This is a genomic window from Streptomyces globosus, assembly GCF_003325375.1.
GTDB classification, from domain to species: domain Bacteria; phylum Actinomycetota; class Actinomycetes; order Streptomycetales; family Streptomycetaceae; genus Streptomyces; species Streptomyces globosus_A.
This window is the reverse complement of the sequence record NZ_CP030862.1, coordinates 3988369-4009240: the sequence shown is the minus strand read 5'-3', so window position 1 is coordinate 4009240 and position 20872 is coordinate 3988369. Positions and strand designations below refer to the sequence as shown.

Annotated in this window: 12 protein-coding genes; 2 read left to right on the top strand and 10 right to left on the bottom strand. The window is 78.4% G+C overall.

The window, feature by feature from the left end; translation table 11 throughout:
* Window positions 1–99: 99 nt before the first annotated feature.
* From C0216_RS17560 to C0216_RS35065, 3 genes are read right to left on the bottom strand one after another with little or no spacing between them, the layout of a single operon-like run.
* Window positions 100–1866: a hypothetical protein gene (locus C0216_RS17560; protein ID WP_114056198.1), complete on the bottom strand. Its 1767-nt coding sequence runs from the start codon at window positions 1864–1866 to the stop codon at window positions 100–102.
* Window positions 1863–7892, bottom strand: a complete 6030-nt coding sequence (locus C0216_RS17555; protein WP_114056197.1) for a type I polyketide synthase — start codon at window positions 7890–7892, stop codon at window positions 1863–1865. The genes C0216_RS17560 and C0216_RS17555 overlap by 4 nt, the downstream gene beginning before the upstream one ends.
* Window positions 7893–9704, bottom strand: coding sequence for a methyltransferase (locus C0216_RS35065; RefSeq protein WP_114056196.1), 1812 nt, complete (start codon window positions 9702–9704; stop codon window positions 7893–7895).
* A 171-nt stretch (window positions 9705–9875) separates the two neighbouring features.
* Here C0216_RS35065 and C0216_RS17545 point away from each other — a divergent pair, with 171 nt between their 5' ends.
* Window positions 9876–10487, top strand: a complete 612-nt coding sequence (locus C0216_RS17545) for a hypothetical protein (RefSeq protein ID WP_114056195.1) — start codon at window positions 9876–9878, stop codon at window positions 10485–10487.
* Window positions 10488–10565: 78 nt separating this feature from the next.
* Window positions 10566–11591, top strand: coding sequence for a GNAT family N-acetyltransferase (locus C0216_RS17540; RefSeq protein WP_114056194.1), 1026 nt, complete (start codon window positions 10566–10568; stop codon window positions 11589–11591).
* Between the two features lie 22 nt (window positions 11592–11613).
* On the opposite strand, the gene C0216_RS17535 is transcribed toward C0216_RS17540, so the two are convergent.
* Genes C0216_RS17535 through C0216_RS17505 form a run of 7 tightly spaced genes read right to left on the bottom strand, consistent with a single transcriptional unit; the run spans window position 11614 to window position 19264 of the window.
* Complete coding sequence (locus C0216_RS17535) at window positions 11614–13146, bottom strand: discoidin domain-containing protein (RefSeq protein WP_114056193.1); 1533 nt, start codon at window positions 13144–13146, stop codon at window positions 11614–11616.
* 32 nt (window positions 13147–13178) lie between these two features.
* Window positions 13179–13796 (bottom strand): phage tail protein, encoded by a 618-nt coding sequence (locus C0216_RS17530; protein ID WP_246042596.1) that lies wholly within the window; start codon window positions 13794–13796, stop codon window positions 13179–13181.
* Entirely contained in the window at window positions 13793–15742 is a 1950-nt protein-coding gene (locus tag C0216_RS17525) for a putative baseplate assembly protein (protein ID WP_114056192.1), read from the bottom strand. Before C0216_RS17525 ends, C0216_RS17530 begins: the two co-directional genes overlap by 4 nt.
* The gene (locus tag C0216_RS17520) at window positions 15742–16167 is read right to left on the bottom strand and encodes a GPW/gp25 family protein (protein WP_114056191.1); all 426 of its coding nucleotides are present in this window, start codon (window positions 16165–16167) and stop codon (window positions 15742–15744) included. Before C0216_RS17520 ends, C0216_RS17525 begins: the two co-directional genes overlap by 1 nt.
* Window positions 16168–16225: 58 nt before the next feature.
* Window positions 16226–18100, bottom strand: coding sequence for a VgrG-related protein (locus C0216_RS17515; RefSeq protein WP_114056190.1), 1875 nt, complete (start codon window positions 18098–18100; stop codon window positions 16226–16228).
* The gene (locus C0216_RS17510) at window positions 18097–18822 is read right to left on the bottom strand and encodes a LysM peptidoglycan-binding domain-containing protein (RefSeq protein WP_114056189.1); all 726 of its coding nucleotides are present in this window, start codon (window positions 18820–18822) and stop codon (window positions 18097–18099) included. Before C0216_RS17510 ends, C0216_RS17515 begins: the two co-directional genes overlap by 4 nt.
* Window position 18823: 1 nt before the next feature.
* Window positions 18824–19264: a phage tail protein gene (locus C0216_RS17505; protein ID WP_114056188.1), complete on the bottom strand. Its 441-nt coding sequence runs from the start codon at window positions 19262–19264 to the stop codon at window positions 18824–18826.
* Window positions 19265–20872: the final 1608 nt, after the last annotated feature.

The window sequence follows — 20872 nt, the reverse complement described above, 5'->3', positions numbered from 1 at the left end:
GTCGGAAGCTGATTGTCCGTCACCTGCTGGTGTAACCGGAATGGCGCAAGATAAACACGAAGAGTAGTGGCACTTCGTGATGAGGGCGTGGCGCGGACCTCACGACGTCAGGTCGCGTACGTAGTCCCGGCCGCCCAGCGGGCCCCGCACCACCGCGGCCGGCACCTCCATCAGCCCCGTCACCGACTCCGCGTGCGGCAGCAGCCGGCGGCACGCCGCGGTGAGGTCCGCGTCCAGCGCCTCCGCGGCCGCACCGGACAGCAGGCCCCGGGCCGCGTACCAGTCGGCGTGCGGCAGCACCGCCTCCACCGCCAGCAGGCGGAACAGGTCCGGCAGGACCGCCTGTTCCCCCTCCCCGCCGGAGGGGCCGGGCCGCCGCCAGCGGGCGGCCACCGCCTCCACCGTCACACGGGCCTGGTGCGCGTACGCGAACTCCTCGGCCAGGCCGGTCCGTTCGTGCCAGGCCGCGGACGGGTCCCGCCCGTCGGCCGCCGCCGCGGCCAGCGCGGACGTCAGGCGGGCGTACAGGGCGCGCTCCCGGGCCGCCAGCAGCAGCGGCCAGTCCGGTTCCGCGGCGGCCGCCGCGCCGGACGCCCCCGCCGCCGCGGGCGCGCCGGCCGGAGGAGGCGTGTAGTCGTCGCCGGTGGCCATCCGCCACGCGGCGTCCAGCAGGATCAACTGGTTGTCCCCGCCGGCCGCGTGGAAGGCCGCGGTCAGCGCCTGGTAGTCGACCAGCCGGTTCTCCGAGAAGAAGCCCGCAGCCCCGCACGCAGCCCGGCAGCGGGCCACGGCCTCGTCCGCCAGCCCGTCCACCGCCGCCTTCGCCAGCGCCAGGCGGCCCATCGTCCGCGGCGGCAGACCGGCTCCGCGGCCGCCGCCCGGAGCCGTCCGCCACGCCGTGTCCGTGAGCCCGCGCGCGAACTCCGTGGCCGCCAGCGCCCGGGCGGCCGCCCCGAACAGCAGCCGCTGCTGGTTGGGGCGCGTCAGCGCCGCCGCCCCCACACCCCACCGGTCCACGGTGTTCCGGCGGCCCGCGTGCGGCAGGGCGATCGCGACGGCCGCGCGGGCCGCCGCGGCCAGTCCGGCCGTCACCGCACCCCAGGCGAAGCGCGCCCAGCCGACGCTGCGCGCCGTCCGCAGCCGCGGGTCGCCGAGCGGGTCGTGGAACTCGCCCGATGCGGAGACCGAGGCCCCGTCGGCGAGCCACCTGCGGTAGGGGACCCGTACGCCGTCGAACCGGACGGCCGCGTAGTCCAGCGGCAGCAGCGACGTCCGGGGCCGCGGCGTCACGGTCACACCCGAGGCGCCGTCCCCGTCGTGCAGGGGCACCAGGAACAGGCACGTGCCGCGGTCGACGCCGGACACGAGCAGCCGGGCGCCGACCACCGCCAGCCGGGGCAGTCCGGGCATCCCCACGTTCGGCGGGTACTTGGCCGCGGCCGCGTCCGGCGTCGTCAGGACGAACTCGCGGGCCACCGGGTCGTACACGGCCTCGGTCCGCACGGCGGCGCTGCTGTTGCCGGTGCCGACCTCCGTCATCAGCGCCGCCCCGACGGCCCGCCCGGAGGCGAGCGCCGCGACGTCCTCGGGGTCCGCGCCGAAGTCGAGCGCCGCCCCGGTCGCCATGCACTGGTGCAGGAACAGCACGTGGAAGGCGGCCGGGTCGGCCATGGCTGTCAACTCCAGCAGGTCGCGCAGGCGCTGCCGGTCCGCCGGACCGCCGGCGAGGAGCGGCCAGGCCGAGCCGGTCCGGGCGCCCAGGTGGGCCACCCGCCGGTACGTCGTCGTCCACGGCTGCGCCGGATCGGCGGCCCGGTCGTCGAAGACCGGGTCCTCGAACAGCTTGGGCAGGTCGGGGTCGGTCACGGGGCCGTCTCCTCGTCGGCTCGGCTGTGCTGCAGGACGTCCCGGCCACGGGCGGCGGAAGGGGCGCCTCCGGCCGGCAGCGGGCGGACGGGGGAGGCCGGTCCGGCAGCGCTGCGGAGGCCGGAGAGCCAGGACTCGACGGCCGCGGCGACCTCCCCGGCGTGGGCCTCCATCATGGTGAAGTGGTCCCCGGCCACCTCGGCCGCGGTGTGCGGGTGCCGCCACCGGGCCGGCGGTCCGATCGGCTCGCGGGCCCGTACGAGCAGCACCGGCGCGCCGAGCGGTCCCGGCCGCCAGCCGCGCAGGATGCGCAGGCAGCCGCCGGTCGCGGTGAGCCGGTGGGTGCCGATGGGGCCGGTGTCCCCCGCCTCCCTGCGCCGCCGCTCCGCGACGCCCAGCACGAGCGACAGCTCCTCGGGCGGCACCGCCCCCTCGTACCAGGGCGTGTCGAGCAGGACGATCCCGGCCGCCGGGCGGCCCTCCCGGGCGAGGCGCGCGGCGACGGCCCAGGCGGTCCACCCGCCCGACGAGTGCCCGCACAGCAGCACCGGCCCCCCGCCCGTACGCCGCCCCAGCGCCGCGACGTGCGCCTCGACCAGGGCCGCCAGGTCCGCGGGCAGCGCCTCGCCCGGCCCGAAACCGGGCTGCGACAGCGCCAGTACGGTGCGGCGGCCCGCGAACGCGGCGGCGAGCCGGGCGTATTCGTGCGGCCCGCCCGTCGGGACCAGCGACGGCAGGCACACCAGGGCGGGCCCGCCGGGGCCGCCGGCCAGCCGTACGGGGTCCTGCGCCCGGTCGGCGGCCTCCGCCGCCGTGAACGTCGGCCGCAGCAGCGAGGCCGCCGACAGGACGTCCGCGGCGACCGCCCCGCGGCCCGCCGCACTGGCCTGCCGGAACAGCGCGGACAGCCCGTCGGGCAGGGCCGCCGCTGCCGTCTCCGCCGTCGGCCCCGCAGGCCCGGCGGGCGCCCGGTCGCCGTCCCGGTCCGGGGCGCGGTGCGCCTCCGGCGCCGCGGGGGCACCGTCCTGCGGCCGGGAGTGCTCCAGGCGCTCGCCCAGGTGGGCGGCCAGGGCGCGGGCCGTCGGATGGTCGAAGACCACGGTCGACGGCAGAGACAGCTCCAGCGCCCGCGCCAGCCGCCCGCGCAGCTCCACCGCGGCCAGCGAACCGGCACCGAGTTCCAGGAACGGGCGGTCGGGGTCCACGGCGTCCGCGCCGCCGTGCCCCAGCACGGCCGCCGCCGACTCCCGTACGAGGGCCAGCAGCTCGGCGGCGCTGCGGGGCCCGCCCGCCGCGCCCGCGGCGCCGTCCGGCAGCCCTGCGCCCGGCGCGGCCGCCCGTCCGGCCGCCGCGCCGGACGGGCCGCGGGCGGCCAGCCAGTACCGGCGGCGCTGGAACGGGTACGTCGGCAGCGCCTCGACCGGCCCCGGCCGGCGGCCGCCGCACACCGCGGCCCAGTCCACCGCCGCGCCGTGGGCGTACACCTCGGCCGCCGACAGCAGGAACCGGCCGAGCCCGCCGTCGCCGCGCCGCAGGCTGCCCGCGGCGAGCACCTCGGCGCCCGCCCGCTCGGCCGTCCCCTGCACCGCGTACGTGAGCACGGGGTGCGGGCTGACCTCCACGAACGTACGGAACCCCGACTCCAGCAGGGACCCGACGGCCGGGGCGAACGCGACCGGGTTGCGCAGGTTCCGGTACCAGTAGCCGGCGGTGAGCTCCGGCCCGGTGATCCGGCCGCCGCCCGCCGTCGACCAGAACGGCGTCGACACCGGCCGCGGCGCGAGACCGGCCAGCGCCTCGGCCAGCTCCGCCCGGAGCGGCTCCACGGCCGCGCAGTGCGAGGCGTAGTCCACCGCGACGCGCCGCCCCCGCACCCCCTCCGCCGCGAGCTCGGCCAGCAGGGCCTCCACGGCGGCGGGCGCCCCGGCGACGACCGAGGCATCCGGAGCGTTCTCCGCGGCGACCGCCAGCGGCGGCCCGGACCGGCCCGCCAGGCGGGCCGCGAGCTCCGGCGCCGGCAGCGACACGGCGGCCATCGCCCCGGGAGGAAGCCGGAGCACCGCCCGCGCCCGGAGGGCGACGATCCGGGCCGCGTCCTCCAGGGTCAGCGCCCCGGCGGCGTACGCGGCGGCGATCTCGCCCTGCGAGTGCCCGACCACCGCGTCCGGCTCGACGCCGAACGACCGCCACAGCGCCGCCAGCGCCACCATCATCGTGAACAGCGCGGTCTGCGCCACGTCGGCGCGGTCCGCGGGCGGCGTGCCGGCCTCGCCGCGCAGCACGGCCGCCACCGACCAGTCCAGGTGGGGCGCGAACGCGGCGTCGCAGGCCCCCACGGCCTCCGCGAAGACGGGGGACTCGCTCAGCAGCGCGGCCCCCATCGCCTCCCACTGGGCGCCCTGCCCGGGGAAGACGAACACCGTCCGGCCGGCTCCGGCCGCGGGCGCCGTACCGGTGACGACGCGCGGGTTCTCCCGGCCGACGGCCAGGTCCGCCAGCCCGGCGCGGAGCGCGTCCGCGTCCTCGCCCACCACGACGGCGCGCCGCGGGAACGCGCGGTCGCCGGGGGCCCGGTGCACGACCAGCGCCCGGGCCACGTCCGCGGGTGCGGCGCCGGCCGCCGACCGTGCGAGGCGCGCCGCGAGTTCCCGCAGCCCGGGCCGGTCCTTCGCCGCCAGCACCCACGGCACGGCCGCGGCCGGCTCCGGCCCGGCAGGCCCACCGGCGCGGCGGGGCTCCTCCTCGGCCGGGGGCGGGTCCTGGACGACGACGTGGGCGTTGGTCCCGCTGATGCCGAACGCGGAGACGCCCGCGGCCCGGCGGCCCCCGTCCGCGCGGGGCGGCCACGGCCTGGGCGCGTCGAGCAGCCGCACCCCGCCCGCCGCCCAGCCGACGTGCGGCGTCGGCTCGCCGGCGTGCAGCGAGCGGGGCATCTCGCCGTGCCGCAGCGCCAGCACCGCCTTGATCACCCCGGCCACGCCCGCCGCGGCCTGCGTGTGCCCGATGTTCGACTTGAGCGAGCCCAGCCACACCGGCCGCCCGGGGGCGCGGCCCCGCCCGTACGAGGCCAGCAGCGCCTCCGCTTCGATCCGGTCGCCCAGCGGGGTGCCGGTGCCGTGCGCCTCGACCAGGTCGACGTCGCCCGGGTCCAGGCCGGCGTCGGCGAGCGCGAGGCGGACGACCTCCCGCTGGGCCGGGCCGCTCGGCGCGGTCAGCCCGTTGCTGGCGCCGTCCTGGTTGACCGCCGAGCCGGACAGCACGGCCAGGACCGGCCGCCCGGCCCGGCGCGCCGCCGACAGCCGCTCCAGGACGAGGACGCCCGCGCCCTCCGACCAGCCGGCCCCGTCCGCCGCGGCGGAGAACGCCCGGCAGCGGCCGTCCGGGGAGAGGGCGCCCTGCCGGCTGAAGTCCACGAACGACGCCGGCGTCGACATCACGGTCGCCCCGCCGGCCAGGGCCACCGTGCACTCGCCGCGCAGCAGCGCCTGCCGGGCCAGGTGCAGGGCCACCAGGGAGGAGGAGCAGGCGGTGTCCACCGTGAGCGCGGGGCCCGTCAGCCCGAGGGTGTAGGCGATCCGGCCCGCGGCCACACTGGAGGCGTTGCCGGTGAGCAGCAGGCCGTCGTGCAGTTCGGGCGCCTCGTCCAGGCGCGGCGCGTAGTCGGAGGACATCAGGCCGACGAAGACGCCGGCCGCGGTGCCGCGCAGCGCGGCCGGGGCGATCCCGGCCCGCTCCAGCGCCTCCCAGGCCGTCTCCAGGAGCAGCCGCTGCTGCGGGTCCATGGCCCGGGCCTCGCGGGGGGAGAGCCCGAAGAAGGCGGCGTCGAAGTCGGCCGCGCCGTCCAGGAAGCCGCCGTGGCGGACGTACGAGGTGCCCGCGCGGCCGCGGTCGGGGTGGTGGACGCGTTCGAGGTCCCAGCCGCGGTCGGCGGGGAACGGGCCCACCGTCTCGCCGCCCTCGGCGAGCAGCCGCCACAGGTCCTCGGGGGAGGCGATGCCGCCGGGGAAGCGGCAGCCGATGCCGACCACCGCGACCGGGTCGTCGTCGTCCCCGCCCCGGCCGGCGGTGCGGGCAGGGGACGCGGGGCGCGCCGTGTCCGCGGCCGCGCCTGCCGGCCCGTCGGCGGTGCCCGCGGCGAGGGCCACCAGGTGCCTTGCGAGCTGCTCCGGCGTCGGGTGGTCGAACACGGCCGTCGTCGACAGGGCCAGCCCGGTGCGCGCCGCCAGCCCGGAGGCCAGCCGCACCGCGCCGAGCGAGTCCAGTCCGGCCGAGCGGAAGCTCCCGCCGCCGTCGGCGGCGCCCAGGGCGGCTCCGCCGACCCCGGCCGCCTGCTCCCGTACGAGCGCCAGCGCCGCGTCCAGCGCCTCGCGCTCCGGCAGGGCGGCGGCCTGCTGCGCCCAGGCGGCCACGGTCTTGCGCGCGGGCAGCGCCAGCAGGTCCGCGAGCCGCCCGCGGGCGACCTTCCGGGTCGGGGTGACCGGCACCTCCGCCACCGTCACCAGCTCCAGCGGCCACTTGTAGGCGGCCACCCCCTTGGCCGCGAGGTGCGCCCGTACGTCCTCCAGCGTGAGCCGGGCCCCGGTCCGCAACTGGGCCAGCAGCACCGGGTACTCGCCGAGCCGGTCGTCGGGCCGCGCGGCGACCGCCGCGTTGGCGAGCTGCGGCAGGTCGGCGAGGAGCGCCTCCACCTCGGAGGCGGTGAACTTCAGCCCGCCCACGTTGATCCGCTCCGCCTGCCGGCCGCGGTAGCCGACCGTGCCGTCCTCGTGCAGGCACGCCAGGTCGCCGGTGCGCAGCCAGCCGTCCGGGGTCATCGCCTCCGCGGTCGCCTCCGGGTCGGCGAGGTAGCCGCGGAACAGGGACGGGCCGTGGAACTCCAGCTCGCCCGTCTCGCCGACCGGGCAGGGGCGGCCGTCCTCGCCGACCACCCGCACCCGGCCCTCGCCGACGGGCCGGCCGATGCTGCGGGCGGCGACCCCGACCGGGTCGTCGGGCGCGGTGCTCAGGCCGGCACCGACCTCGGACATGCCCCACTGCACGACGGTCGCCGCGCCGAGGGCGCTGCGCACGCCCGCCACCAGCGACGCGGGCACGGCCGCGCCGCCGGTGCGGACCTCGCGGAGCCGCGCGACCGGGTCGGGCGACTCGACCAGGTCGCGGAGTTGGGCGGGCACGGCGAACAGGACGCTCGCCCGGCTCGCCGCCGCCAGCTGCCGGAACGCTTCGGTGTCCCAGCGGGGCAGCACCGCCTGCCGGGCCGCGGCGACGAGGGAGAGGTGCACGGAGAACAGCCCGAAGAGGTGGGTGAAGGGGCTGCCGCTGAGCAGGGTGTCCCCGGCGGTGGTGCCGCCCTCGCGGGCGGCGGCCACCGCGTTGCCGAGGAGCCCGCCGTGCGTGTGGATGCAGATCTTCGGGCGGGCGGAGGTGGTGCCCGACGAGGGCATCAGGACCAGCGGCGAGTCGGCCGTCACCGGCACGGGCTGCGGGGCGAGCCCGCGCCGCGCCCGTACGAGCGCCCCGTACGAACCCGGGGCATCGGGGAGGGCGGCGGCCGGGGCGGCCTCCCCGCCCGGCCCCACCGGGATGACGAACTCCAGCGCGGGCAGTTCCGATCGCGACGGCGGCTCCGCGGCCGCAGGCAGCAGCAGGGCCCGCGCCCCGGCCCGCTCCAGCAGCGAGCCCGTCTCACGGGTGCCGAGCGTGCTGTGCAGCGGCAGCAGCACCGCCCCGACGGCGGCGACCGCGACGTGCGCCACCAGGAACTCCCAGGAGTTCGGCAGCTGCGCCGCCACCACGTCGCCGGGGCGCACCCCGAGGTCCTGCAGCGCCCGCCCGAAGGCGTCGGCGTCCGCACGCCACGCCTGCCAGGACCGGGCGCCGCCCGCGTCCACCACGGCGGCCCGCTCGCCGCCGGCCGCGACGGCGGCGGCGAACACCTCGGGCAGGGTCGGCCGGGGCGTCGTCCAGGCGCCGCCGGGGCCCGCCGGCTCGGGGGCGGTCAGGTAGTCGTGCACGTGGACGGCCATCTACGCGAGCTCCGAACGGGAGGGGACGGGGAAGGCGGGGGCGGCGGCGCCCTTGCGGCGGGCCCGCAGCAGGGAGCCGTCGAGCGGCAGCGGCGCGGTCTCCACGAGGTCGAACCCGGCCTCGGCGAGCAGGCGCCGGTAGTGCTCCAGGGTCCTCTCGCGGCCGCCGACGTTGCACAGCATGTGCAGGTTCCAGGCGACGGCGAGGGAGTTCTGGCCGTCCGGCGGCAGGAGCCTCTCGACGACGAGGAGTTCGGCCTCCTCGGGCATCGCCTCGGCGCAGCGCCGCAGGATGTCGGCGCAGCCGCGGTCGTCCCAGTCGTGCAGGACCCGGGAGAGCACGTACACGTCGCCGCCGCCGGGTACGGCCTCGGTGAAGTCGCCGACCCGGAACGTGCAGCGGTCGGCGACGCCCGCCTCGCGGAGCCGGCCGCGGGCCGCGGCGACCACGTGCTCCCGCTCCAGCAGGACGCCCCGCAGCCGCGGAGCGGCGGCAAGGATCTGCTTCATCAGCTCGCCGTTGCCGCCTGCCACGTCGACGACGACGTCCACGCCGGGCCGGTCCACGACCGCCGGGATCGGGCCGAACATCAGCGAACTGGCCTGCATGGACTGGTCGAAGGCGGTGTCCCACGGCGGGTGCTCGGCGAAGTAGGGGAAGTGGTGGGCGCCGAAGTGGTGCGCGAAGGCGTCGCCGCCGGTGCGCACCGCGTACAGCAGCTGCCCGAACGACTCGTAGAACGGGCCGCCGTACATCAGCGCCAGCGGCCGCATCGAGTGCGGCGCGTCGGCGCGGAGCAGCTCGCCGAGGCCGGTCGGCGCGTACGTGTCGGCGCCCGGCCCGTACGGTCCCGCGAGCAGCCCGAGCGTGGCGAGGTAGCGCAGGAGCCGGTCGAGGCCGTCCGGGTCGGCTCCGACGCGGGCCGCGAGGTCGGCGACGGCGGCGGGGCCGCCCGCGTCGGGGGACAGTGCGTCGAAGACCCCCAACTCGGCTGCCACGGCGATGGCCTGGGTCCGCCAGGCGCCCGTCATCAGCTCCAGCAGCGTCCTGCCCGGCTCGTCCCGCTCGACCAGGCGGTGGGCTGCCAGCGCGGACGTGCGGTGGCCCGGCATCAGCAGCTCCAGCCGCGCGTACGGCGTGCCGGCGGGGGCGGCGGAGCGGAAGTACAGCACCGTGACGTCCTCGTGCGGGTTGTAGCCGCCGCCGTCGGGCCGCATCCCGGCCCGCTCCACCAGCAGGAACCGCAGGCCCGCGAAGACGACCTCGTCGGCGGCTGCGACACGGAACGCGACGTGCGCCTCGTTGCGCTCCGCGCGCTCGCGCCGCACCAGGTGCCGGAGGCAGGCGCCGGTGTCCGCGCCGAACCCGCCCGGCGAGCCGGGGCCCGGGCCGGGGCCGGCGGTCGGCGGCACGGGCAGGGAGAACACCTCGACCTCGCCGAGCCCGCCGTCCTCGGTGGGAACGGCGGCCCGCACGATGGACACTTCCAGCGCGTCCGGGCGGATGCCGTAGCGGGCGCGCAGCCGGTCCCGTACGACGGTGCTGGGTGTCGGCGGGCCGGAGGCCGCCAGTCCCATCCCGGCCAGGGCACCCGCCAACTGGCCGGGAGCGGTGGGGAAGACGAGGACGGCGGCGTGCGCGGGCACGCACCAGGCGGCGAGGGACTCCCGCTCGGCCTCGCCGAGGGCGGGCGCCAGCGTGCGGAGCATCCGGGAGACCGTGCCCGAGGTGCGGACGAGCTCCGCGGCGCTCCCGAGCGCCGCCAGGTCCGCCTCGGCCAAGGCCGTGGGACCGGTCTGCTGTCGGATCATCCGTCGCCCCCTCGTCCGGGCGCGCCGCCGTGGAGCGCCGAGGCCAGAACCTACGGTCGGCCGGCGGATCCGCCGCAGGATGGGCGGCGGAGTTGTCAGGTCGGCAGGCGGAAGCCCGCCGGAGGCAACCGGCGGCCCGGCGGCGGCGTCCTCCCGGGAGGGGTGGTCGTGATGGCGGAGGAACGGCGCGGCGGCTCCGCTCGGCGGTGGGCGGGCGTCGCCACCTGCGCGGCCGGGCCCGCCGCCCTGTACGGGTGGGCCCACTGGTGCTTCTCGGCGGAAGCCGCCCCCTCCGGGGCGCCCGCCCTCGCGGGCGGAGCCGTCCTCGCGGCCGCCGTCGCCGTCGCCCACCTGGTCCTGGTCGGCGGGGCCCGCGGCGTCTTCGGCAGCCTGCTCCTGGCCCTGGCCATGCTGGCCGCGGTGACCGCCGCCGACCGGGCGGCGGCCCGCCCCGAGACGGCCGTCTGCACCGTCCGGGCCGTCGACTCGACGCAGCAGGACTCCTTCGGGGACGGCGCCCCGCCGCCCAGGACCCTCCACCGGCTGACCCTCGACTGCCCCGGCGGCTACCCCGACGTCCTGGAGGACGACAGGATCGCCGCGCCCGCAGGAGAGGAGGTCCGCGTGGCCTACGACCCGCGGCGCCGGGTCGCCCCCGAAGTGGAGGGCATGGCAACGCCGCTGGTGCCGGGCCTGTGGTCGGTGCTGTTGCTCGCGCTCGCCGTGCTGATCGCCGCGAGCCGCCGCGCCGCCGGCGGTACCGGCGGCCCGGCCGGCGTCTGACCCGGCGCCTGCCCCCGCAGGCGCACCGCAGCCAGGCGGGTGGCACAGTGTGCCCGACCACCGTGTGAGGGGAGCCTGATGACCGAGCAGCCCGACCGTACGCCGACGCCCGCGCCGACCCCGCCCGCCTACCCCGTCCGCACCGGGCGGCTCGCGCTGCGGCCGGTCCGCGCCGACGACCTGGACGCCGTCCACGCCTACCGCTCCCTGCCCGAGATAGCCCGACACCTGCCGCACGAGCCGCACACCCGCGAGGAGACGCGGAAGACCCTGGAGCGGCTGGCGGCAGGCCAGGCGCTCGCGGCCCCCGGGGACTGGCTCGGCCTCGCGGTCGAGACCGCGCAGGGCCGCGTCATCGGCGAGGTGCTCCTCCGGCGCGACGACCGGGCACCGCTGACCGGCGAGATCGGCTTCGTCTTCCACCCCGGGGTCCACGGCACGGGCATCGCGACGGAAGCCGTCACGGCCGCCCTCGGCCTGGCCTTCGACACGTTCGGCTGGCACCGCGTCACCGGCGTGTGCACGGTCCGCAACACCGCCTCCGCCGCGCTGATGCGGCGCGTCGGCATGCGGCTGGAGGGCGTCGCCCGGCAGGACGCCCACCGCAAGGGCGCCTGGCAGGACCGCCTCCACTTCGCGCTGCTCGCCGCCGAACACCGCCGCCCGCGCCCGCGGTCCGCCGACGAACAGGCCGTCGACGCAGCCGTCGCCGCCTTTTACGCCGCGTTCACCCGCCGCGGCGGTGGGCCCGTCACGCTCGACGGCGTGCGCGCCGTCCTCGCGCCGGGAGCCGTGATCGAGAGGGTCAACCCGGACGGCTCCGTCGACCGGATGGACACGGAATCCTTCATCGCCCCCCGCGAAGCCCTGCTGAACGGACCGGACCTGACCGACTTCACCGAGGCGGAGGCCGGGGCGACGACCCTCGTCGCGGGCGGCACCGCCATCCGCACCGGCGAGTACGCCAAGTGGGGAGTCCGCGCCGGCACCGCCTTCTCCGGCTGGGGCCGCAAGACGTTCCGGCTGGCCAGGGCGGACGACGGCGACTGGCTCGTCGAGTCCTTCTGCTGGACCGACGAACCGGAGGCCGCGGCCGCGCACTGAGCGCACCGCCGCCCGCCCGGCCTCACGTCCGGGACCGGCCGAAGAACTCGACCTCCGCGACCGCGACCTGGCGGTCCGCGCCGGCGCCGTACGCCGACCGCAGCACGATGCGCACCGACACGGCGTCCCGGCGGCGCACCTCGACCCGCTGCACCCCGCCGTCGTCCAGCGTCTTGTGCACCGTCTTCGTCCGGCCCGCGGAGTCGGTGACGACCAGGTCGATCTCCTGCGGCCGCGCCTGGCCGGCGGCCTGGCCCGGCCGCTTGGAGGCGCCCGGCGTGACCAGCACGGCCAGCAGGTCCACCGGCTGGGCGAAGTCGGCCTGGAGGTACTGGCCGTTGGAGTCGCCCGCGTACCCGGTGCCCCACCAGGTGTTGGAGTAGCTGTCGAAGGCCAGCTCCGGCCCGTGGCCCGCACCGGAGTGCGAGGCGCTCCAGCCGGTCGGGCGGACGGCGACCCGCTTCGCGAAGTGGTCCTGCACGGCGCGCACCGCGGGCGGGCCGCCGATCACGCCGCCGACGAGCAGCAGGGCGAGTCCCGTCACGACCAGGACCCGGACGGTCCAGCGCCGCCGGCCCCGGTCGAGCCGTGGCCGCTGCCCCGCGAACGGCCCTTCTCCTGGCTCGCGCTGAGCGTCTTTCAGGGAGCCGGCGCAGCAGCGGCAGAACGTGCGCACGGGCGGGTTGGGGGTGTTGCAGGCCGGGCACGGCGGGCCCTGCGGGGCCGGGTCGGCCGGCTGCGGGGCCCGCATCCTCGGCCGGGCCGCCTCCGGCAGCCCCGGAAGCACCGTGCCGGGGGCGTCGCCGGATTCCGGGGCGGCCTCGGCTGCAGGGACGGGGACCAGCAGGGCCCGCGCGGCGTCCGCGGAGGCCGCCGCCCCGGGGCCGGACCGTGCGCCGGGCCGCCCGGGGGCCGGGGGCGCAGCCGGTGCAGACGGCGACGGCGTTGTAGGCGGCGACGGCGGTGCGGGCGGTGCGGGGGAGGGCTCGGGGTCTGCCGTGCGACCGGCGGGGCCGCCGCCCGCCGGGTCCGCACCGCCGCCGTCCGAGGCGGGTTCCGGGTCCCGGCCGTCCCGGGTGCGGGGGTGCGGCTCGCGGTGCGGCCCGGCAGCGTGCTCCGGCGCGTGCTCCGGCGCGCGGTCCGGCGGCCCGTGGACGTCCCGGTCGGCATCCCGCGCGCCCTCCGCCCCGCCGCCGGCGTCCGTCCGCGGAGCCGGCCGCCGTTTCCCGGCCTCCCCGCCCGCACGGCCCGGCGCGCCGCCGCCCTCCGTGCCGGAGCCGGCCCCGGCGTCCGGCTCCCGGTCCCCGGCCGGGACCGGCGGCGCCTGCCGGGCCGTGCCGCCCGCCTCCGGCGGCACCGCGGGCAGCGGCAGCGTCTCCGCTTCGGCCGGGTCCCCGGCGGTGCCACGGGGAGCGGCCCCGGGCGCATCGCCGCCGCGGGGGGTGCCCGCGGCGTCCCAGCGCAGGAAGGCGCCGCAGGAGTCGCAGAACGACTGGCCGCTCGTACGCGTCGGTGCCGCGCACTCGGGGCAGGGGGAGGTCCCGGTCTCGGGCATGGTCTCGGCGGTTCCTTTCCGCAGCGTACGGGTCAGACAGCAGGGGGCGCAGAGGGCGGCGGGCCGGGCGCGGCCGCCACCTCCACGGTGAACGGCAGGTGCGCGGGCCGGGCCGCGGCCACCACCGCGTGCAGCCGGTGCACGTCGGCCGGCCCGGGCTCCGGCAGGGCCAGGCGGACGTGCAGGGCCGCCCGGGGCGAGCCCGGGAACGGGCCGAGCGGCTTCGCGGACCAGGCGGCCCCGCCGCTCTCGGTGATCCGCGGCCACACCCCGAACGACTGCCGCACCGCCTGCGCAAGGCCGCGCCGGGTTCCCCGCAGCCGGTGCAGGGCGGCGGCCGCGGCGACCGCCGCACGGCGCGCCTCCAGCGGCTCGGTGCCGGAGAGTTCGGCCCCGACCCAGTCGGCGAGCCAGTCGACGAAGTCCGCGGGGGCGAGCGCCGGGTCGAAGTACGCCTCCAGACAGTCCAGGACGTTGAACACCGGGGCGAGCATGGCGTCCAGCCCGGTCACGAACCGCTGGGCCAGGTCGTCGTCCGCGTACACGGCCGGCAGCGCCTCGCCCAGCGGGCGCGGTGACGCAAGGCCCTCCACCGCGCCCCGGGCCGACGGCGCCCGCCCGGCACCGTCCGCGGCCGCGGCGCCGCTCACCGGGCCTCGATGACGCGGACCCGGTGGTCGAACGGGAAGAGCAGCGCCGACGGCCCCAGGTCGACCCGGTCCGTGGCGTCACCGCGCCGCCCCGTCAGCGGGTCCGCGGGATGCAGCAGGACCTCGTCGACCAGCTCCACGCCCGGTACCCGCTGCAGCGCCGCGAACACCTCGCCGGAGCGCAGCGAACGGCCGAACGGCCAGCCCCGGCCGAGGGCGCCGCCGGCCAGCGGGTCGAGGTAGGCGTACAGCGCGTCCAGCGCCTCCTCGCGGACCCGGTCGGCGACAGCGGCCCGGTAGCAGTGCACCGTCGCCACCACCGTCACGCCCTGGTAGAACGGCGGCCCGACGGCCAGCCGGGTGCCCAGCGGCCGCCGCTCGTCGAGGAACGCGGAGATCCGCGCCAGCAGCTCCTCCCCCGGCACCAGCTGCTCGAAGCGCAGCCGCCCGCCCCGGTCGGTCACCGCCTGCGGGACGACGAGGACCCGGACCGCGTTCTCCCCGTCCGCCGGGTCCGACCCGGCGGCCAGGCACTGGATGCGGGCCGCCTCCGGCGCGGCCCGCCGGGTCAGCTCCTCGTAGTCCCGTGCCGTCACCGCCCGCTCCTGGGCGCGCAGCGCGATCGGCGCCCGCACCCGCGCCTCCGCCACCGTCTCCCCGTCCACCCCGCCGCGGGCCGCCTCCCGGTTCTCCACGCGGGCGATGTACGGGACGGAGCTGCGCAGCACCTGGATCGCCCCGCGGGCCACGTTCCCCGTGCGGCCGCCGCCCACCGCGTACCGGGCCGCGCGCAGGGCCGCCCCCTTCGCGGGGACCGCACCGAACTGCCGCAGCGAGCCGTCGGGTTCGCGTACAGCCGGGCCGAAGGCGATCTCGCCGGTCGTCGCGTCGAGGGTGAAGTGCCGGTCCGCGGGCCCGGACGCCGCGAAGTCGGGCACGCAGCGCCACGCCTGCCAGCCCTCCCCGTCGGACACCTCCACCACTGCGTCGCCGACGACCGGCACCTGCGCCAGCCGCACCCGCTGCCCCGGTACGCCCTCGGCCTCCCCGAGCGGCTCGCCACGCACCACTTCCGCGTGTGTGGCGCCGACCGTCCCGCCGATGGTGAACGCGGCCGCGTCCCGTACCGTCGGCGACGACGTGTAGAACGGCTGCCCCGGCAGGGCCGCCGTCACCCGGCACCGCACCCAGCCCGCCTCCAGACCGCCCAGCCGCGACACCCGGTGCCCGGCCGGGACGTGCAGCACGACCTCGCCCGGCCGGTTCAGGCCGCCCGTCGAATCCGACGACACCTCGCAGCGCGCCCAGCCGTCCGGGGTCCACGCCTCCCACACCAGCGGCGGCTGCCGCGGGTCCACGCCGACGCCGTCGACCCTGCTGTCCACGCGCAGCACCGCCGCGCAGGCCGGCACGGCCGCCGACAGGCCGAACAGCAGCAGGTCGCCCGGCTGCGGGGCGGCCGCGAACACCGGCACGTCGGCGCCGGCCGCCACCTCGTCCGTGCGGTCGGCGGGCGCCTCGCCCGCACCCTGGGTGAGCAGCCGCGCCAGCTCGCACGGGACCAGGGCCAGGTCCTGGTCCGTGGCGAACACCACCGCCTCGTCGGTCTCCGTACGGCCCGTCGCCACCTCCGTCCCGGCCGGCAGCACCACCGGCTCCGGCTGCGGCGCGGCCAGCCAGAACGTCACCGGGGCGCGGGCCGCGGACGGCGGGAACAGCGTCATGCCGAGCAGGTCGAGGAAGGCCAGGTGGTTCTTCTCCGGGACCCGGTTCAGCCGGTAGACGAGCTGGTCGGCCATGTGCGCGACCGCCTCGACGAGGGTGACCCCCGGGTCGGAGACGTTGTGGTCGCTCCACTCGGGGCACCGCTGCTGGATGAACCGCTTGGCGTCGTCCACGAACTGCTGGAAGCGCCGGTCGTCGAGCCGGGGGGCGGGCAGGGCCATCAGTGTCGTTCGCTTTCGTCGGTCTCGGGGCCCTCGGGCGGGATCACGTAGAAGGGGAAGACGAGACTGCGCGGGTTGCTGGTGCCGCGCAGGGCGTACCGGACGTCGATGTGCAGCACCGCCGGGTCGTCGGGGGCGGGGGCCACCGTCACGTCGTGGACCTCGATGCGCGGCTCCCAGCGGTCCAGGGCGGCGCGCACCTCGTGCCGGATGCGGCCGGCCGTCGCGTCGTTGGACGGGGCGAAGACCAGGTCGTGCACCGCGCACCCGAACTCCGGCCGCATCGGGCGCTCTCCGGGCGCGGTCGCCAGGACGAGCCGCATGGCCTCCTCGACCTCGCGGTCGCGGCGGGCCAGTGCGATCGCGCCGCCCGGGTCGATCCGCAGCGGGAACGCCCACCCGGCGCCGACGAAGTGCTCGCTCACGTTGTCCGTCCTCACGGTCCGAAAATCGGGGGAAGGGGTGGCCGAAGGGGGCGCGGCCTCAGAAGGGCACGCCGTTGCGGGTCGTCACGCCCGTGAGGGCGACCGTCGCCGCGGTGATCCCGACGTTGCCGAGCGCCTGGATCCCGACCCGGCCGGGCGTCTGCACGTCCACCCCGACCCGGGCCCGCACGTCGACGCCGCGCCCCGACTCCAGCACCAGTCCCGTCCCGCCGCTGAGCTTCAGCTCGCCCGTCGCGGACAGCGCCAGGTCGCCGCCCGACTCCACCGCCACCCCGCGGGCGCCCCGGATCGTGACCGTGCCGTCGCTCGTGACCGTCAGCTCCGTCCGGGCCTCGTCCAACCGCACCGTCACCGCACCGTCGCCCGTGCTCAGCCGGATGCCGCTGCCGGATCGGGCCGCGCCCGAGCGTTCCAGCAGCTCCACCGTGTGCCCGCTGCGGGCCGTCAGGGAACGCCAGTTGACCTTCCCGCCGGTCGGGTCGACCACGGCGATGCCGTCGGGTTCGGGCGTCGCCCGGTCCACCCCGTTGTACAGGCCGGCCAGGACGTACGGGTGTTCCAGGGAGCCGCGGTCGAAGGCGCACAGCACCTCGTCGTTGACGTCGGGCAGCAGCAGCCCGCCCCCGCCCGTACCGCCGAACTGGGCGACCCGGCACCAGCCGCTCTCGTACGTGTCCGACAGCCAGGGGAAGCGCAGCCGCACCCGGCCCAGGCCCAGCGGGTCCTTCACGTTCGTCACCAGCGCCACCGCCACCCCCGGCAGCGCGGCCGCCGCCCCGCCGGACCCCCCGTCGCCGCCGCCCGCGCCGCCCGAGGCGAGCCCGTACAGGGACCGGAACTGCCGCCCCGACACGGTCAGCCAGGTGACGTACGGGCGGCCCGACGCGAACACGTGCCGGACACCGGTCGCCGTGTACTTCCCCTCGAACGGGAACCCGGCACCCTTCACCGCGACCGGCCGCCCCGGCAGCAGCCCCGGATTGCCGGTCACCGCCACCTCCAGCTCCGCGAACGAGCCCGCCACGTCGTCCGCGAGGGCCCGCGCCGCGTGCGCCACCTCCGACGCGGCCGTGTACGGGGTGCGCGTCGCGTTCAGCTCGGCCCGCCCGAACGGCGCGGCGAGCTGCTCCGCCGACAGGTCGGCCAGCACGTCCGGGCTGCTCCCGGCGGGCGCCGGCGCTGCCAGCGGCCGCTTCGCGAGCATGTCCCAGCCGCGGACCGTCACCCGGTCCACCTGCCCGGCGGACGTCAGCGCGACACGGCTCTGCAGGACGTTGTGCCCCCACTCCAGGACGTACGGGCTCTGCAGCGCCGGCGTGGTCTCCGCCGGCGCACCCGATGCGGGGCGCAGCGCCGCGAACTCCAGCCGGCCGTCCGGGTCGAAGGACAGCCGGACGTCGTTCTCCGCCGCGAGGCGCGACAGGTAGTCCCAGTCCGTGATGTTGGGCTGCGTCGCCAGCTCGTACACGGTCGGGGTGGCGTCGACCCGCCCGAGGGCCAGCCCGCACTGTGCGGCGATCCGGCGCACGATGTCCGACGCCGTCATCTGCGGGTAGCCGGCGACCCGCCGGTTGCGCAGCAGCCGGTGCCCCGGGTCGTAGCCGCGGAGCACCAGCCGGCGGCCTGCACCCGGCTCGGTGTCGACCTCGACGGCCGTGACCTCGCCGGTGATCAGCGGCGTGCCGCGGACACCGTCGGCGAACGGGCTGATCACCGCCTTCGAGCCGACCGCCAGCTGCGGGTACAGCTGTGTGAGGGAGCTGTCGCCGTCGGTGAAGACGAGCTGGAAGGCGGAGGGGACGTTCACGCTTGCGTCGACCCAGCCCTCCGTGAGGAGCGCGGCGAGCGGGTCGGGCAGCACTGCACCGCCCAACCGGACGTGCAGGAGGGTGGTGTACGTGTTCTCGCTCATGCGGTGCGCTCCGATCCGGCGGGCAGCAGCAGTTCGGTGCCGGGCCTCAGCCGCATCGGGTCGTCGACGCCGTTGGCCTCGGCGATCACCCGCCAGGCGGTCGGGTCGCCGTACTCGCGCCACGCCACCGACGCCAGGGTGTCCCCGGCGACGGTGCGGTGGACGCGGCGGGCGGACAGCGCACCCGAGGTCGGGTTCTGGCGCTTCACCGCCTGCGGGATCTCGGTGAGCGACAGCGAGCACGTCGCCCGCAGAGGGGTCCCGTTCGGGCTGAACAGCGTGTAGGTGGCGCTGGCCTGCGTCACGCACGCCGTGAACTGGACGGTGCTGAAGGAACCCCACGAGAACGTCACCCACGGCGGGGACGGCGCCTGCGAGGCGGCGCTCTGCTCCGTCACCTCGCAGCACGACAGCAGCAGCTCGACCTGCCTGCGGACCGTGTCCGCGCCGGGCGTGCCGGAGGCGTCCAGGAACAGGTCGACGCGCAGCTGCGCCGGCTCGACCCCGGTGAACTTCGGCGGCGCGCCCCGGGTGTAGGCGACCGCCGGCTCCGTACGCCAGTGCGCGGAGCGGGACAGCTGGAGCTGGCGCGGGTTGAAGTGGAAGTCGGCCTGGCCGATCAGCCCGCCCGGGCTGCCGCCGAGGCGGGCGGGCGGCTGGCGGACGGCGAGCGAGGCCCGCGCCAGCCCGGCGGCGGCCCGGCCGCCGGTGGGCGCCGCCACCTCAGACACCCCCCGCGTCGGTGAAACCGTGGTGGGCGATCTCCAGCGTCTCCGTCGCGACGGCCGGGCGCGACGCGTCGAGCGTCGGCCCCGTCCAGCTGACGGGGAGCACCTCGACCAGACCCCACTGGGCGACGACCGAGCCGTCGGCGCGCAGGGCGGCGATCTGCGCGGTGGGGCGGGTGATGCCGGTGGAGATGGAGGAGATCCAGGCGGCGACGCGGGCCGTCTCCGCGGTGAGGGGGCGGGTGAGGCGGATGGTGGGGAAGACGACGCGGGTGGGCAGCTGCCAGACGAAGCCGTTGTTGCCGCCCTCTTGGTGCTGCTCGATCTCGACCTGGGAGGACAGCCCGTCGCAGCCGTTGAACAGGCCGAGGTTCAGGCCGTCGATGGTGAGTCTGAAGAAGACCGTGGATCCGGCGTCGGGGGGCGTGGGCGGCATGGGGGCTCTCTGTCTGCTGTCGGGCGGGCGGGCGGATGGGTGGGCGGGCGGTCGGGCGGTCGGGGCCGGCGGCGGCCTGGGGTCAACGGTCGCGGAGGCGGCCCAACCGTTCGCGGTCACCGCGGAGTTCGGCGCGCAGCAGCCGGGAGATCGGGGCGACCAGGTGGCGAGCGAGCGCATCAAGCTCCACCTGCGGCGCGGCCGCCGGACCGGCCGGCGGTGCGGCAGCCGCGGGCGGGGCGGGCGGGGGCGCGGGGTGGTGCGTCGCGGGCGGTGCGGGCGGGGCCGTGGCCACGGGAGCCGGGCCGCGGGCTGGGGCTGGGCCGGGGGCCGGGGCCGGGCCCGGCGGTGGTCCGGCCGGCACCGCCCGCTGTACGGGGGGCGGCGCGGATCGGGGTGCAGCGGCGGCCGCCGGTGGGGTGGCGGAAGCCGCCGGACCGGGTGCGGGCGCGGCCCCGCCGCGCGCACCGCGCGGGCCGAGGGACGCCACCGGCACCGCGGGCGCCCCGTCCGGTGTTGCGGCGGGCCGCCGCAGCACCGCGGGCCCGGCCCCGCCGGGCACCACGGCCCGCCCCCCGATGCCCGGCCCGGCCGGAACGAGGGGCCGCCCGGACGCCAGCGGCAGCGGCGTGGCGGCGACGGCCGCTCGCGGCCCGGCCACCCGCACGGAGGGCAACGGCGCGGGCGGTGCGCTCGGTACGCCGACGGCCCCGGACACACCGGCGGGCGGGAGAGCGGAACCGGCCGCGGTGGCCGGTGCGGCGGTCGAGGCCGAGGCAGGAGCCGCGCCGGACGCCGCCGCGCGCGCTGCCGGAGGTGTCGCGGGAGGCGTTGCGGAGGGGCTGATCGGCGCGCCGATCAGCGGCCGCCGCACACCGTCCGCTGCGGCACGCTGCACACGCCTGACGACCGGGCGGCGGCCCCCCGTACCCGCCACGGGGGACATGGCGGGTACGGGGGAGACGGTGCCTCCCCGAGCGGGAGGAACGGCCGCGCCGGAGACGTGGCCTGGGGAGGCGGAGCCCGCCGCGGCGGGAGGTTCGGCCCCGACGGGCCACACCGTCCGCGACGGCACCGCAGGCCGCGGTGCGGACAGCAGCCCTCCGCGCCCCGTGCCGGCCTCGCTCCGCGCGACGGGCAGGGCAGCCCCACCCCCCGCCGACACCCCGGCCCGCACGACGGGCAGGCTGCCCGCGCGCCGCCGGCCGGGCGCGCCGCCCGCCGGTGCCGGAGCACCGGCCGCCGCCTCCGCGGCGGTAGAGGGCGCGGCGGGGCCCTGAAGCGGGGCGGTCGGCCGCGACCCGGCGCCGTCCCGGGGTACCGGAGCACCTCCGGGAGGCACCGGGGCCGCCGCGGCGTCGCTCGCGCGTCGCTGGACGGGCGCACCGGTCGCGGGGGTTGCCGGTGTCGGCGCACCGATGGCGGCTCCGGACACCGCTTCCCTGGCGGTGGGCGGCGCCACGGCAGGCGGTGCCGCCGGGCTCTGGAGCGGGGCAGTCGGCCGGAATGCGGGTCCTGATGCGTCGCCCTGGGCCATGGCGGCCGGGAAGTCGGCCGCGCGCCGCTGCGTCGCAGGCAGGCCGACGGCCGGCGTCCCGGCATGCCGGC

Bases quoted from the DNA above. Each gene is read 5' to 3' on its own strand.
- C0216_RS17555 (WP_114056197.1), bottom strand. From the start codon at position 7,892: ATGGCCGTCCACGTGCACGACTACCTGACCGCCCCCGAGCCGGCGGGC.
- C0216_RS35065 (WP_114056196.1), bottom strand. From the start codon at position 9,704: ATGATCCGACAGCAGACCGGTCCCACGGCCTTGGCCGAGGCGGACCTG.
- C0216_RS17545 (WP_114056195.1), top strand. From the start codon at position 9,876: ATGGCGGAGGAACGGCGCGGCGGCTCCGCTCGGCGGTGGGCGGGCGTC.
- C0216_RS17540 (WP_114056194.1), top strand. From the start codon at position 10,566: ATGACCGAGCAGCCCGACCGTACGCCGACGCCCGCGCCGACCCCGCCC.
- C0216_RS17535 (WP_114056193.1), bottom strand. From the start codon at position 13,146: ATGCCCGAGACCGGGACCTCCCCCTGCCCCGAGTGCGCGGCACCGACG.
- C0216_RS17525 (WP_114056192.1), bottom strand. From the start codon at position 15,742: ATGGCCCTGCCCGCCCCCCGGCTCGACGACCGGCGCTTCCAGCAGTTC.
- C0216_RS17515 (WP_114056190.1), bottom strand. From the start codon at position 18,100: ATGAGCGAGAACACGTACACCACCCTCCTGCACGTCCGGTTGGGCGGT.
- C0216_RS17505 (WP_114056188.1), bottom strand. From the start codon at position 19,264: ATGCCGCCCACGCCCCCCGACGCCGGATCCACGGTCTTCTTCAGACTC.